The sequence below is a fragment of the Deltaproteobacteria bacterium genome (assembly GCA_016930875.1).
GTDB lineage: Bacteria > Desulfobacterota > Desulfobacteria > Desulfobacterales.
Genome location: JAFGFW010000010.1, coordinates 1 through 14813 on the forward strand (window position 1 = coordinate 1; position 14813 = coordinate 14813).

The window sequence follows — 14813 nt, forward strand, 5'->3', positions numbered from 1 at the left end:
GCCGACTTCGCCCGCCTGCGGGCCACAGCCTCCGGGCTCTCCGCCATAGGCTCCGGCCCGCAGGCGGGCGGAGAGCCCCGAGTGGCTGCGACGGCTGAATGAGATTTGGGCTTTCAGCCTCTCCGAGCTTTGAACTTCGAACTTATCTTCCCAATTTCTGATCGCTTTTGTCGCTTCTATTCCATCCATCCGGGGCATCTGAATGTCCATGAGGATCAGGTCAAAATCCTGGGGAGACGAGGTGTATTTATCAAATGCCTCCTGGCCGTTATTGGCCAAGTCTACTCGATACCCCGCCTTAGTCAACATCATCTTTGCCAGTTTCTGGTTTACGGGATTGTCTTCCGCCAGGAGGATGCGCACAGAATGCTTCTTGTCCTCACGAACCGAATACTGAGTGGCGATCGGGGCCCGTTCTGATCCGTCCTTTCCTTTGAGCTTGCCGACTTCGTCAGGGCGGCTACGACGGCTGAATGAGCTTGCCGACTTCGCCGGAGTGGCTACGAGCTCTCCGCCGAAGGCTCCGGCCCGCAGGCGGACGGCTGAATGAGCTTCCAGCTTCTGTTCCCTTTCTCCCATCACTCTTTCCAACATCTGAAACAGCTTGTCTCTGCGAATCGGCTTGGCCAGGAAACCATCAAATCCTGCCTCTTCACACGTTTGGGCATCTCTTTCCATCAGGGAAGATACAGCAATCAGTTTGAGATCGGAGAAGGCGTGCTTGGTATTGCGAATCCGTTTTGCCACTTCGTAGCCACTCACGCCTGGCATCTGGATATCTGAGATGCAGAGGTCAAACGGACTGTCGTTCTCCACCGCCTTTTGTAAATCTGATATGACTTCGTTGCCACTCCCAAGGGAAACCACATCCATGCCCATAGACTTCAGCATATGCGTCAGTATATCAAGGTTGGTCTGATTATCATCAATGACAAGGACCTTCTTGCCGGAAAGACTGACAGGTGCGATCGCCATGGCTTCTTTGTCATCAGCTTTTCCAAGCCATGCGGTGAAGTGAAAGATGCTGCCAGGACCACCGATTTTAGATTTTGGATTTTGGATCTGGGTATCTTCTTTAAATCCGCAATCAGCCGGGCTTTCTGCCCAGACATCGCCATGTATGAGATTTGCTATCTGTTTGCAAATAGATAGACCCAGACCGGTGCCGCCATATCTTCTCGTGGTTGAACCGTCTGCCTGCTGAAAAGGCATAAAAATGGTGGACAAGTCATGTTCCGGGACGCCGATGCCGGTATCCCGGACAGTGGCATGCAGTTTTACCCGGTCAACCTCTTCGGCTTCAAGATCAAACCAGAGTTCAATCTCTCCAGACTCGGTAAACTTGGAGGCATTGCCCATCAGATTGCTTAGCACCTGTCGCAACCGTGCTGGGTCTCCTTTTACGCGTGAAGGGAGATTGTCTCCGATATGGCACAGGATCTCTATGGGTTTTGATTGGATCTTTGGACGGATAAGTTCACAAACATCATAAGCAAGAAGTTCGGGATCAAAGTCAACTGCCTCAAGATGGAGTTTCCCGGCCTCGATCTTTGAAAAATCGAGGATATCGTTGATCAGAGAAAGCAGGGCCTCGCCACTCCTCTTGATCATGTTGACATAATCGATCTGAGTTTCGTCCAAATCCGTGTCAAGGAGCATCTCGGTAAAACCTATGACCGGATTCATGGGATTGCGTATCTCGTGGCTCATGTTGGCGAGGAATTCACTCTTGGCCTTGTCGGCCTTCCTGGCTTCGTCAGCCATAGCATTGGCCCTGGCAGTTTCCTCTTCAAGGTGTCTGTTGACTTCCAACACTTTCCGGTTCGAAGCCTCGGCATCCTCTTTGGCTTTCTTGAGCGCCTCTTCGGCCTGCTTGCGATTTATTATCTCCATTTCCAGCTTCTTGACATTATCGGCAAGGGCTGATTGCAATTTGAGAACTCGCTCGCCGGCTTTTACTCGTGCATGCAACTCATCATTATCAAAAGGCTTTGTGATGTAGTCATTGGCACCTGCCTCCAGGCCCCAAACGATGCCTTGTTTGCCTCCAAGGGCCGTAAGGAGGATCACATACTTCGGAGCATTCTCGTCATGTTGACGAATCCTGCGACAGAGTTCCACCCCATCGATTTCCGGCATCATCCAATCAAGAATCAGGAGATCGGGAGAATCCGGGGCGCTTATGAGTTCCCACGCCTCATCGCCGTCGCAAGCAGCGACTACTTCGTATCCCCACTTGACCAGAGCGGCTTGGAGCACGCGGCGAGAGGTATTGTCATCTTCAGCAATCAATACTCTCATGGGTCTATTCCTTTATTCGTATATTCGTAACAGTTCAGCCCCTGTTGTCATTTCGAACGAATGTGCCCGCCCTGGCGCGACATGAGAATAATAACCGATGCTATTTCAGCTGTCGTCCGCCTCAGATAACGCCATATGTCATCTTAACGATACCATATGTCGTTATCTCACTTGTGCCATCTGTCAACTGGCCACAAGATGTGGCACGGGTCGCCAGATGGCACAAGCCCAGGCGGACTATGGCGAAGTCGGCATAAGAACCCGGTCTGGGCCAGGGAGAAATCTTGATCGGGAAATATGCAATTCCAAGCCAAAAGATTTTTCCCTCCGGTCGAAATGACAGAAAAAGGACGATGGGATAAAGAATTTCAAAACTCGAGTATGGATTAAGCAAGATTCCTGCCAGAATCATCTGGAGGGAGGGCGTAGTTATAGCTAATAAGATTCAATAGTTAGGTGAGCAATCCCGGGGTGCCGGGTCAGGCGAGCGTAGGAGAATTTGGCGGAAAGCCTGTCAATCTGTCAGAACTGTGACACCGAGAAGACGGAACAGTCACGTTTTGATTCTTTTGCCTTGTCGTGTTACACGGGTGTTATCATGAAGGAACTTGAGCGAGTTAGTCCTTTGCGGCGATGGTTGGACTCATGCCGTGTCTATGCTGATCGCAGGGTCCTGTCCCTGCTGTTTTTCGGGCTCTCCAGCGGGCTGCCACTGGCGCTTACCTTCGGGACGCTTAGTCTCTGGCTGGCCGAAGTGGGGGTGAATAAGACCACTATCGGTCTCTTTGCCCTCATGGGCACACCCTATACCTTTAAGTTCCTTTGGGCGCCCCTGGTGGACCGGATGCCTTTACCACTTTTGACCCGGTGGTTGGGGCGCAGGCGCGGTTGGGCTGTTGTCACGCAACTGGCTCTCATGGCCACTATCGCCGGCCTGGGCGCTACGAATCCGGTAGCCCACCCCGGAGTTACTGCCCTTTTTGCCTTTGCGGTGGCCTTCTGGTCTGCCACTCAGGACATCGTGATAGACGCGTATCGGGTTGAGATCCTGGAAGAGCGCCAGTTTGGCGCCGGAGCGGCCACAATTGTGCTCGGGTACCGCATCGGCATGCTGGTGTCCGGGGCGGGGGCGCTCTACCTGGCCACCTATGTGGGCTGGTTTGCCACTTACGGGATCATGGCCGCCTTTATGACAGTGGGGATCGTTACGGTTCTGGTCAACCCGGAGCCGAAGGTTCAGAATAGCCGCGAGTCCGTGGAGCAGGAGAAACGGATTTGCGCCTATCTTGAGGTCAGGCCTCACCTTAAGGGAAAGAAGGCCAGGACCCTTGCCTGGATCTATGGCGCTGTGGTCAGCCCCTTTGCCGAGTTCATAGGTCGTCGCGGCTGGATGTTGGTTCTGTTGTTTATCCTGCTCTACAAGTTCGGCGACGCCCTGGCCGGGGTGATGGGCAATCCCTTCTACGTAGAACTCGGCTTTACCAAGATCCAGATTGCCAACATCAGTAAGATCTTTGGCCTGGCTGCCACCATCATCGGGGGCGTTATCGGCGGCATCATGGTCAATCGCATGGGTATCCTGAAAAGCCTTATTGTGTGCGGCATCCTTCAGATGCTCTCAAATCTCATGTTCGCCGTTCTGGCCGTGGTGGGAAACGACCCTTTCGTGCTGAGTCTTACCATTGCCATAGAAAACCTTAGCGGCGGCATGGGCACAGCGGCTTTTGTTGCATACCTTTCCAGTCTGTGCAATATCGCCTATACGGCCACGCAGTATGCCCTGCTTACATCGTTTATGGCCTTCGGCCGCACGCTGCTCTCCTCTTCAGGCGGGTGGCTGGCCGATCACATGGCCTGGGTAAGCTTTTTCATTGTCACCACGGGCGCGGCCATCCCCGGCCTGATCCTGCTCGTGTGGATTACCAGGCGGTTCCCCGGGTTTTCCCCAACAAGGTCGTAAAGCCTTATGCAAAAGGATTTCGGATGGTCAGGTTATCGATGCGAAAACCGTCCTGTAGGTCTTCCGAAAGGACATAGGAACAGCCAGCAGTCTTTGCAGCTTCTAGAATGAGGGCATCCCGGAATGGGAGCGCATGCTTCCGAGTGAAAACGCGCCCTTCGGGCTCAAACAGTTGACATCGCTTATCTTCCGCTTCGCCGAGCTTTGTTGACAAAAAACGTTTTAATGACTGCTCAAAGGTATTTTTTGTTTGGACAACACTCTGTTTTAATATGATAAATAGGCATTTACGATACTTGAAAACAAAAAGGCTTCACAACCTCTACTTGTTGGGTTTCTCAGTAGTCATTGGCATCTTGGCTGCCACCGGGGCTCTGTTTTTTCGCAGTCTGATCGAAATCTTCCAAAATCTTTTCTGGGCATCAGGAACGACCTTTTTTGAGAGAGTGGTTCATTCCCCCTGGTGGCTTAGGATCCTGGTTCCTGTTTCCGGTGGGTTAGTTGCCGGCACTGTCATCACTTTTTTCGTCCCCGAAGCAAAGGGGCCGGGCGTGCCGGAAGTTATCTTGTCCGTGGCGACTCGGCAAAGCACAATTCGCCATCGAGTGACCTTTTTGAAGGCCCTGGTAACCAGCCTGCTTATCGGCAGTGGAGCTTCTGTGGGCCGAGAAGATCCAATCGTCCAAATTGGGGCTTCGGTTGGCTCGTCGCTGGCGCAGCTTTTCCGCCTCAATCCGGATCTTCGCCGTGTTTGCCTGGCGTCAGGAGCGGCGGCAGGCATCGCAGCTACCTTCAATGCCCCCATTGCAGGGACGCTGTTTGCCGTTGAAATCATTCTGCTGGATATCGAGATTGTTCATATAAGCAATATCATTATTTCTTCGATTGTGGCCTCAGTGCTTTCGAGAATTTTCTGGGGGGCGTTTCCGGCGTTCAAAGCGGGGGCCTTTCAATTGACCCATTATTGGGAACTCACTGTTTATCTCATCCTAGGACTCTTGGCCGGGTTCGTTGCCATAGGCTTTATTCGTCTCATTTACACCACGGATAGCCTCTTTGGCCGGCTGCAAATCCCCGAGTGGATAAAACCGGCCATTGGTGGCTTGTTATTAGGGGTGATGGCGCTGAAACTCCCGCATGTTCTCGGTGTCGGTTATGAAACAGTCAATTCAGCCCTTGACCACTCCCTGGCCTTAAAGACGGCCATCCTGTTGTTATTCGCTAAAATGCTCGCTACTTCTCTTTCCATTGGTTCTGGAATGAGTGGTGGGATCTTTGCCCCGTCTTTGGTCTTGGGAGCAACCTTGGGGACCGCAGTGGGTCTGGGCACGGACCAACTGATGCCCGATCTTGCGTTGAATCCCGGCAACTATGCCCTGGCAGGTATGGGCGCTGTCGTGGCCGGGACGACCTTGGCCCCGATGACCGCCATCCTGACCATTTTTGAACTCACATACAATTATCATATCATTCTTCCCCTTATGGTGTCATGCATTACGAGCACAATCATTGTCAGGCTCTTCTTCGGGTATTCTGCCTACGAGATGAAGCTCCTGAAACAGGGAATAAATATCGTGCGGGGGCATGATGTGGGCATTCTCCGAAAGCTCCTCGCCAAGGATTTCATGATCAAGACATTTGAAACAGTGCGCGATACGAGTCCCCTTGTAAGCCTTGTTGATCGTGTTATTCAATCTCCCTATCCGCATTTTGTTGTCTTGGACAAAAAAAAAGAGCTTGTAGGCATCCTCTCGCTTAGAGACATCAAGACATCTCTTGTCCATGTTGAGGACTTGAAAGAAGTGACGATTGCGACTGATCTTATGACCAAAGAGGTGATCACTCTGTCGGCTGAAGACAATTTAGAAAAGGCCCTTCATCTGTTTGAGAAGCATCGCATTTCTTTCCTGCCCATTACAGATCCGGGCAATCCAAAAGAGGTTTTGGGAATCTTGAAAAAAGATGATCTTTTGCGGGCCTATGATGAAAGGGTTTTGAAGGACAGGATACTCTCTGCCTCACCGAAGTAGCTAATGAGCTGAAATACCCGTTTGTGCCTGTTGATTCATTGAATATGAGGTGATAGCATGGCGATCAAACTTAAAGCCTTAAGGAAAAGCCATGGAAGACGACATTGTTGCTGCGTTGACCCAGGAGGTCAGAGAAGAGGTTATTGAAAATTACCTCTATGAACGACGATTGATAGAGGAGCAAATTAACTATGTTGATGAATTGGCCGAACACGTCGTCCACTTGGAGGAGAAGCTTTACAGGCGCTTTGCCCGCATATATGAGTACTTGTCAGAGCCGGGGTTCATCAATGAATTCGTTCGCCTAATCGGCATGAAAGAGGCCCTGTTTGAGGCCCGCTTTCGGAAAGATCCGAATTACCGAACAGGGCTCCGGGTCATCAAAGTCCACGGCCTGACCTACCGGGCAAAATTCAAGAAGCTCTTTGTGGAATCGTATCGCAGGCTTTTGAACTGGAACAGCGACTATAAAGAGGCCTATGAAAACCTGGCAGAGGAATCCAGGGCGGTTAACAAGAACCTGAAAAAATTCGAACAAGACCACGACCTGCTTACGATCCTCAACTTCCTGAAGAACATGGATGTTGAAGGAATCGAACGAAAACACTTTCTGGGTGACGGTTTCACCCCTGAAGAGACGGCATCCGTAGAAGATGCCCTGCGTTTCAAACCGATCCGTATGGAGCGATTCAATCTCATTGTCCCGCCGCATCTCCCCGAACCCAATGCGATTCAGAGTGAACTCAATGCCCTGGCGGATCGTGTCTATGACCCGTCCAGTGACAGGATGAAGGCGCTGATCAGATAAGTTATGAGTATTGCAGTGGCGCTGCCGGTGAGAATTGAAAAGCCTTTGCCGTTTAAGGCGTTTTGGTAAAGCGGGTAAATTCGTATTCGAATTTCCGACCGGTCAAAGAGACCTATTCCGTTGGCCCCTGCGTTTATGGTGACCGCGCAGGTCAGATCTTCTGGGAGAGTATGGCTACGAAGCGTTTGATGGGGTGTCTGAATTTTACCCTGGGATCGTAGGGATCCTCAGGACTACAGAATTTCTTTGACATGTGCTCTATGCATTGAGACGTCTTGATGTACGGAAAGTCGAGCATCAACGGTTTCTTTCTTTCCTCAGTCATACGCAGGTTTTCTTTGTCGTACGGTATGCATCCAAGGTATTCGGGCTTTATGCGAAAGCGGTCTTCGTTTGAGTTTACGTTCTCGTCCGCAGTCTTTTCGATAGTGTCATAGAGCTTGACGCCCTGTCCAAGATCGTTCACCTGATTTATCACCAGCATGGGCGAGAAGGTCCATTGGGGTGTGTAGTCGGGGAGCCTCTCTTCCAGCCTCTCTTCGATTTCCTTAAAGCGGGCAAAGCTGGCCTTTGCGCATGCATAGCCGCTGATCAGGTCTTGCGGCGTGGTGATGATCACTGTGCGATCCACCCCAAGGGCGAAATCGAGCACTGTGCGGGCAATTCCGGCGCCAAGATCAAAAACGGCAAAGTCATAGCCTTCACTCGTTTTTTTGAAGTGCCTGATAAACTTTACCTTCTGGGCGTGGTAGAGGTTTGCCAGTTTGAACTCGCCGTATGTTCCGCATATGAGATCGAAGTTGAATTTCGTAGGAACAATCAGATCGTCCATCTGGCGGTCCTTCTGCAGAAAATCGAGTAGGTGGTGTTCGGGGAAGATGCCAAGCTTGTTGGAAATATCAGCGCTGCCCAGATCCGTATCAATAAGGAGAACCTTTGCGCCGGTCTTGGCCAGGGCATACGCGAGGTTGATGGAAAAATGCGTCTTTCCGACACCCCCTTTGTTGGAAATGATGGAAATAGAGAGAGCCCTTTTCTCGTCGTCCTGTTGTCCTTTGGCCTGTGCCGTCTCAAGGGCGTCTTTGCCTTTTTCGGCAGCGTGGCGCGCAGGTTGACTATAGGCCTGTTTCAAGGCGGCAGAAATTGCGCTCCTTGTGGCAGCCGCCGGACGAATCTTGCAGCCGGTGAGGAGTTCGAGACTCCTAATGGCAATAGGCTCCTCCGGAGAGGCCATTGCAACCAGAAGGGTGTCATTGACAAGGCGGATAGGCAATGCCTGCCGCCTCATAGCCACGTCAGGATCAATGAGAGCGGCGGCGGCGGGTTCAATATGGGCAGACAGAGGATCCACAAAGGGTATTTTCAGTTTTTCCGCAATTTCCTTTGCGGCCTGCGTTTCAGTGTCGGGTCGAGAGGGGAAGGGGCATATCTTTGGAGACCCGTGGGGTAGTCCGCCCTGTACGTTCGGGGCCTCCATTGCCTCCCCGGCTTGCAGGTGTTCTCTATTCTCCTTCACGGATCGATCTCCTGTGGTTCAAATTCAATACTGCATTTTACACTAGCATGAATCATGCCGTATTGATGCATCCAGGTGATTTTCCAATTCACCAATGATTACAGCTTTTACCTCTTGAAATGTCTGTACGGGGGATTTGGCAAGATCTGATTCGCCGTGTGGCAATGTGTCAAATTGTTGACCCTAATGTGGATGCTGCTTTTTCGGGAGGCTGAAAGCGAATGAAGAGCCTTCTTCCAATTCACTTTGGACCCAGACCATGCCGCCGTGGCCATGGATGATGTGCTTTACGATAGAGAGCCCGAGACCGGTGCCCGCCATCTCTGCCGAACGATTCTTGTTCACACGATAGAAGCGTTCAAAAACGCGATCGAGGTCTTCTTTGGGAATGCCAAGGCCAGTGTCCTTGACCGTAACGTGGATTTCGTCGCCGACATCGCTTGCAGAGACCGTGATCGAACCGCCTTTTGGCGTATATTTGACAGCGTTATCCAGAAGGTTAATCAGCGTCTGACCTATTTGGTCCCTGTCGGCCCATACCATGGTTTTCTCGGGTACGGACTCGGTATGGATGGCTATGTGTTTTGCATCCGCATGGGGTTTTACCACCAACATGGAGCCATCCAGGACTTCCCGCAGGCTGTTTTCCTTCTTGAGAACGGGGCTGCTTCCGGATTCGATCCTGGTCAGGGCTAGAAGGTCGTCCACGAGCGCAGAGAGCCGGTTTGCATGTTTTAAGATGATTTGAGCAAAAGAGCTTGCCTTTGACACATCTTCAAGGTCCCCTTCGCACAAGGTTTCCGCATAACCCTTTATGGAGGTGAGGGGCGTTCGGAGTTCGTGGGAAACATTGGCAACAAAGTCTTTGCGCACCTTCTCTATGCGTTTCAAGTCCGTAATATCGTGAAAGACCGCCACTGCCCCTTCTGTTCTGTCATGAGGCATCAGACGAGCAATGGTGACATCAAGAATCCTGTCTGCTTCGGGGGTGGCGACTGAAAGCTCCATCTTGCAAGTTTCACCTCTTTTAAGGACCTGGGTAAATCCGTCTTGAAGCTCAGCGCTTCTGATTACCTCCACCGGGGCTTTCCCGATCACACCGGCGGACTTTCGGAGCCAGTCCTCGAGGACGTTATTGGTCAAGATAACTTTGCATTGGGCGTCCACCACCATGACTCCGTCTGACATGCCCCGAAGAATGGTCTTGAGGGTCTCTTTCTCCTGTGTAATCTCGCCAACTCTGTTGCTGATTTCCGAGGCCATGAGATTGATGGAACGGCCTAGAGCCCCCAGTTCGCCTTTGGCGCCGGCGTACACCTTGACTGCAAAGTTTCCTTTGGAAATGTCCTGTGCCGCACGGGTGATTTCTTCTACAGGCTGCGACAGTTTCCTGGAGGCCACAATGCTCAATATCAAGATCAGTGCCGTACAGAGCACAAAGGCCGTAATAAGGCTATATTCGGTCTTGCGCATCAAGCTGTTAATATGGGTTAGAGGCACCGCCACCCTGACAACGCCCAGGAATTCTCCCTGTGGCGCCACCTTTACTGCCAGATACATCATGTCCATCTTAAGGGTGGCGCTATAGCGGATCGCCACTCCATGTAATGTCTTGAAAGCCGCTATGAATTCGGGGCGCGTGGAATGATTTTCAATGTTTATCAGGTCGTCCGGGGGTATTCCGGTATCTCCCAAGACGGCGCCGTGGCTGTCTATAAAGGTAATGCGTTCATTGATGTCTCTACCTATGTTTTTGATCAGAGAGTCGATTTCATAGGAAATGCGGCGGTTTCCAGCCTCTTTTTCGATGATGGCCTTGATCAGCAGGGGTTCCTTGAGAAGGCGAGCTTCTATCTGATGCAGCAGGCGATCCTTAAGATGGTAGGCAATATATCTTTCTGCGGCAAGAAAGGGTATGAGTACAATTAGGAAATACGATAAAAAAAGTTTCCACTTGAATTTCATGGCATTTCTGCTTTGATCATGTATCCGATTCCCCGCACGGTTACAATGATCTTTTCGTGGTCTCCCAGTTTGCGGCGGAGGCGCTGGATATGGGTATCCACTGTGCGTTCGTACCCCTCAAAACTGTATCCCCAGACATTGTTCAAAAGCGTTTCCCTTGATCTCACACGGCCCTTGTTGAGCAATAGCTCGCGAAGAAGATTGAATTCGGTAAGGGTCAATTCAATGTTCTTCCCACCCGTTGTTACTTTGTGGGCATCGATGTCCAGAGTCAGTTCCGCATGCTTCAAGACCTTTGGTTCTACTTCCGGGCCCCTCAGTCGTCTCAAGACTCCCTTGATCCTCAGTGTAAGCTCACGGGTGCTGAAGGGTTTTACAATGTAGTCGTCAGCCCCCAATTCCAGACCCACGACGCGGTCTACCTCTTCCCCTTTTGCAGTGACCATGACGACAGGGATCTTTTGCGTAGTTTTTTTTCGTTTAAGGATTTTGCACAGTTCCGTGCCGTCCATATCCGGAAGCATGAGGTCAAGCACAATGAGGTCAGGAAGCTGCTTTTCTATGGCTTTGAAAGCCATGACCCCGTTATGGGCAATCATAACGTCAAATCCTGCTGCCTTCACGTGGTGGGCGATCAGGCCGGCGATATTTTCCTCGTCTTCTACAATGAGAATAGTCTCTTTGCTCATCCCGTCTTGGCGCCTGGCTTTTCAAGAAGAGATTTATGTTTAATGACCCTGCCTTCCACCATATAGACCACGTCTTCACAGATGTTGGTTGACTGGTCGGCAACCCTCTCAAGGTTATGGGCAATGACGGTAAAATGGACGCCCTGCGCGATAAAAGAAGGATCTTCGGTCATATGCTCCAGGATGTCACAGACAAGGCGAACATAGACCTCGTCTGCCTCATCGTCCCTGTCACAAACCGATTCCGCCAACTTGACGTCGCGGTTAACAAATGCGTTCATGCTGTCTCGAAGCATTTCTTCGGAGATTCTAGCCAGCTTATTGACGCCCATGGGTTTCATGATCAAGGGCTCTTCAATGAGAAGAAGAGTCCTTTCGGCTATGTTGACAGCTTGATCTCCAATACGTTCCAGACCCAGATTGATCTTCATGGCCATGGTGATGAAACGAAGGTCAATGGCCATAGGCTGTTTAAGGGCGAGCAACTTGAGGCATTGTTGATCAATGAGAATCTCCATGGCATTAATCTCATCGTCATTTTCTATGATGCCCGACGCCAAGATACCATCCCTGGTGTTATGGGCGCGAAGAGCGTTTTCAAGGGCCTCTTCAACCATGGATGCCATTTTGAGAAGATTGATCTTGAGGTCAGCCAGTTCTCTATGAAGCGATGACGTCATAATTGCTCCCAAGTCTTAGCAAGTGCCACTAACCAAATCGTCCAGTTATATAGTCTTCCGTTTGTTGCAGTCTCGGTTTCGTGAACATGATATCCGTATTACCCACCTCAATGAGCCTTCCCATATAAAAAAAAGCGGTTACGTTTGAGATTCTGGCAGCCTGCTGCATGTTGTGGGTCACGATGATGATGGTGTAGCTCTTCTTCAATTCACGTATGAGTTCCTCTATCTTTTGCGTGGCAATGGGATCAAGGGCTGAGGCCGGTTCATCCATGAGCACAACCTCGGGCTCAATGGCCAGTGCCCTGGCAATGCACAAACGCTGCTGCTGGCCGCCTGAAAGACTCAGGGCGGATTCATTGAGTCGATTCTTGACCTCCTCCCATATGGCAGCCGCCTTAAGGCTTGCTTCAACTCTGGCCTGAAGTTCTCCCCGGTTCTTGATACCCTTTATCCTGAGGCCGTAGGCCACATCATTGAATATGGTTTTGGGAAACGGATTCGGCTTTTGAAAAACCATGCCCACTCGTTTTCTGATTTCTACCACATCCACATTCGGGCCGTAAATATCTTCTCCATCCAGAAGGACCTGGCCTTCCACGCGAGCGGCCGGGATGATGTCGTTCATACGGTTTAATGACCTTAGAAACGTGCTCTTGCCGCAGCCCGACGGCCCGATAAGGGCCGTGACCCTATTCTTCGTGAATTCAAGAGTGATGTCTTCAAGGGCCTTGAAGGCGCCATAATGGAATGTCATGTTCTTAGTAGCCATCTTTATGTTGTTTGGCATTTCAGTTATTAATTCTCAATATCATGAACTTAAGGACAATTCTCCCCCTTTTCCAAAGGGGGGCAGGAGGGATTTTCTGGAACTGCTTAAAATCCCCCTAAATTCCCCTTTACAAAAGGGGGACTTTGTAGCGCCAGATTCTTAAGTTAATGACGTTGCATTGATCCTAGTAAATTTGCCTTTTCCGCATTTCGCTTCGTATGATTATAGCCACAAGGTTGACACCGAGTACCAGCGCAATAAGAACTAAGGCTGTGCCATATTGAAGATGTCTTGTCTCCTCAATGTGCGTGCCGGCCGTGGCCAGCACATAGATGTGATAAGGAAGGGCCATTACCTCGTCAAATACAGAAGAGGGAAGCTTGCTCGTATAAAAAGCCGCTGCAGTGAACATTATGGGGGCTGTCTCTCCGGCTGCTCTTCCGATGCCTAGTATGGAACCTGTCAAGATTCCGGGCAGTGCCGCGGGAAGAACCACTTTGTAGATAGTCTGCCACTTGGTGCCGCCAAGGGCAAGAGAGGCCTCTCTGTATGTTTGTGGAACGGCCTTTAAGGCTTCCTCAGAGGCGCCGATAATTACCGGGAGTATTAAAAATCCGAGCGTAAGCGAACCGGACAGTATTGAAGAACCAAACCCTAAGAAGACCACAAAAAGCCCCAGGCCGAAAAGCCCGAATACAACCGATGGCACGCCCGCAAGATTGTTGATGCCAAGTCTTATTGTCCTGACCATCTTGCCTTCCGTGGCGTATTCATTAAGATAGATCGCAGAGGCCAGCCCAAGTGGAAAAGCGACCAGGATGGCCCCCGCGGTCAAATAGAAGGTGCCCACAATGGCGGGGAATATACCACCCTTGGTCATGGCGTCCGTTGGGGATTGTGTCAGGAAGGTCCAGTTGATGGCCGTTAGCCCGTTGATGAAGACAAAGCCCAGCATGATCGCCAGGGCCAGGCATATGATGACAGCCGACGACCTGATGATGAAAAAGGCTATTGCCTCAACCAGCTTCCTCTTTTTTCTAAAGTCCATGTTAGAGCGTCGCTGTCCCCACCTGTTTATATTTATGAGATATGTAGTCTGCAATCAAGTTGAAACCAAGGGTCATGAAGAAAAGGACTATGCCGGTTGCAAACAGGGCGTAATAGTGATCGCTTCTAAAGGGGGCCTCCCCCATCTCGGCCGCGATGCTGGCCGGCATGGGGCGCACCGAATCAAATATGCTTTCAGGAAGTGCGGCAGCGCCCCCTGCAACCATCAAGACCACCATCGTTTCACCGATGGCCCTGGACATGCCAAGGATAACGGCCGTGCAGGCGCCCGATAATGATGCGGGTAAAACTACCCTGCTGATGGTCTCCCACTGCGTTGCCCCTAGGGCTAACGACGCCTCCCGCAGCTCCCGCCTCACTGCGTTGAGGGCATCTTCGGTGAGGCTGGAAATAGTCGGCACCGCCATCATGGCCAGCATTATTGACGCATTCACGATATTAAGGCCGGTCGGGATGTCGAAGACCTTTTGAAGAAAAGGGGCCATGACCACCATGCCGAAGAACCCGATCACTACCGAGGGAAGGGCGGCAAGGAGTTCGACCACCGGTTTTAATATTTCTTTTGCTCTCGGTCTTGCAATCTCCGAGATATAGATCGCTGAAAGGACCCCGAGTGGTACCGCAATCATGGATGCGACTGCTGTAACTATCAGGGAGCCGACAATGAGCGATAGAATGCCGAAATCGGCCGGTTCATCTGTCGGGTACCACAATTGCCCGAACACAAAGTCACCGACCGACACCGACTTGAAGATTGGGATGCCTTCCCTGAAAAGAAACGCCACAATCAAAGCAAGGACAATGATCGAAATAGTGGCAAGAAAGAGAAACCACTTCTCTATGAGATATTCTCGAATGCGGCGTTTCTGGGCCCTATTCATAACACCTGTCCGGGGCAATTACTGATAGAAGAGTCACTCTTTTTTGGCTTTGAGCTATTAGTTAGTGCCCATCCATAAATAGCAGTTTTTTGCTTCGGCGCTGGCGAAAAGCTGGGGGCCTCATTCCACCGATGGGCTCAAGA

The 14813-nt window shown here is 51.0% G+C and carries 11 protein-coding genes; 3 read left to right on the top strand and 8 right to left on the bottom strand.

Annotated features, from left to right (window positions below; genetic code table 11):
- Positions 1 to 2301: response regulator (locus JW883_00780; protein ID MBN1840804.1), on the bottom strand; the 2301-nt coding region annotated here is incomplete at its 3' end.
- A gap of 598 nt (positions 2302 to 2899) precedes the next feature.
- On the opposite strand from JW883_00780, the gene JW883_00785 reads away from it, so the two are divergent.
- From JW883_00785 to JW883_00795, 3 genes are all read left to right on the top strand, one after another.
- Complete coding sequence (locus tag JW883_00785) at positions 2900 to 4261, top strand: AmpG family muropeptide MFS transporter (GenBank protein ID MBN1840805.1); 1362 nt, start codon at positions 2900 to 2902, stop codon at positions 4259 to 4261.
- Positions 4262 to 4533: 272 nt separating this feature from the next.
- Positions 4534 to 6291, top strand: a complete 1758-nt coding sequence (locus JW883_00790; protein ID MBN1840806.1) for a chloride channel protein — start codon at positions 4534 to 4536, stop codon at positions 6289 to 6291.
- Between the two features lie 91 nt (positions 6292 to 6382).
- On the top strand, positions 6383 to 7099 hold the full coding sequence (locus tag JW883_00795) for a hypothetical protein (GenBank protein ID MBN1840807.1): 717 nt from the start codon (positions 6383 to 6385) through the stop codon (positions 7097 to 7099).
- A gap of 151 nt (positions 7100 to 7250) precedes the next feature.
- Here the strand turns inward: JW883_00795 and JW883_00800 are convergent, their stop codons facing one another.
- The 7 genes from JW883_00800 to pstC all read right to left on the bottom strand — a co-directional run bounded on the left by JW883_00800 (position 7251) and on the right by pstC (position 14670).
- Positions 7251 to 8615 carry an AAA family ATPase gene (locus tag JW883_00800; protein ID MBN1840808.1) on the bottom strand — a complete coding sequence of 455 codons (1365 nt, stop codon included), beginning with the start codon at positions 8613 to 8615 and terminating at the stop codon, positions 7251 to 7253.
- Between the two features lie 183 nt (positions 8616 to 8798).
- A complete protein-coding gene (locus JW883_00805; GenBank protein ID MBN1840809.1) occupies positions 8799 to 10580 on the bottom strand; it encodes a HAMP domain-containing protein in 1782 nt (593 codons plus the stop codon).
- The gene (locus tag JW883_00810; protein ID MBN1840810.1) at positions 10577 to 11269 is read right to left on the bottom strand and encodes a response regulator transcription factor; all 693 of its coding nucleotides are present in this window, start codon (positions 11267 to 11269) and stop codon (positions 10577 to 10579) included. The genes JW883_00805 and JW883_00810 overlap by 4 nt, the downstream gene beginning before the upstream one ends.
- The gene (gene phoU, locus JW883_00815) at positions 11266 to 11949 is read right to left on the bottom strand and encodes a phosphate signaling complex protein PhoU (GenBank protein ID MBN1840811.1); all 684 of its coding nucleotides are present in this window, start codon (positions 11947 to 11949) and stop codon (positions 11266 to 11268) included. Before phoU ends, JW883_00810 begins: the two co-directional genes overlap by 4 nt.
- 28 nt (positions 11950 to 11977) lie before the next feature.
- The gene (locus JW883_00820) at positions 11978 to 12739 is read right to left on the bottom strand and encodes a phosphate ABC transporter ATP-binding protein (GenBank protein ID MBN1840812.1); all 762 of its coding nucleotides are present in this window, start codon (positions 12737 to 12739) and stop codon (positions 11978 to 11980) included.
- 166 nt (positions 12740 to 12905) lie between these two features.
- Positions 12906 to 13769, bottom strand: coding sequence for a phosphate ABC transporter permease PstA (gene pstA, locus JW883_00825; protein MBN1840813.1), 864 nt, complete (start codon positions 13767 to 13769; stop codon positions 12906 to 12908).
- Position 13770: 1 nt separating this feature from the next.
- Positions 13771 to 14670 (bottom strand): phosphate ABC transporter permease subunit PstC, encoded by a 900-nt coding sequence (gene pstC / locus JW883_00830; GenBank protein ID MBN1840814.1) that lies wholly within the window; start codon positions 14668 to 14670, stop codon positions 13771 to 13773.
- Positions 14671 to 14813: the final 143 nt, after the last annotated feature.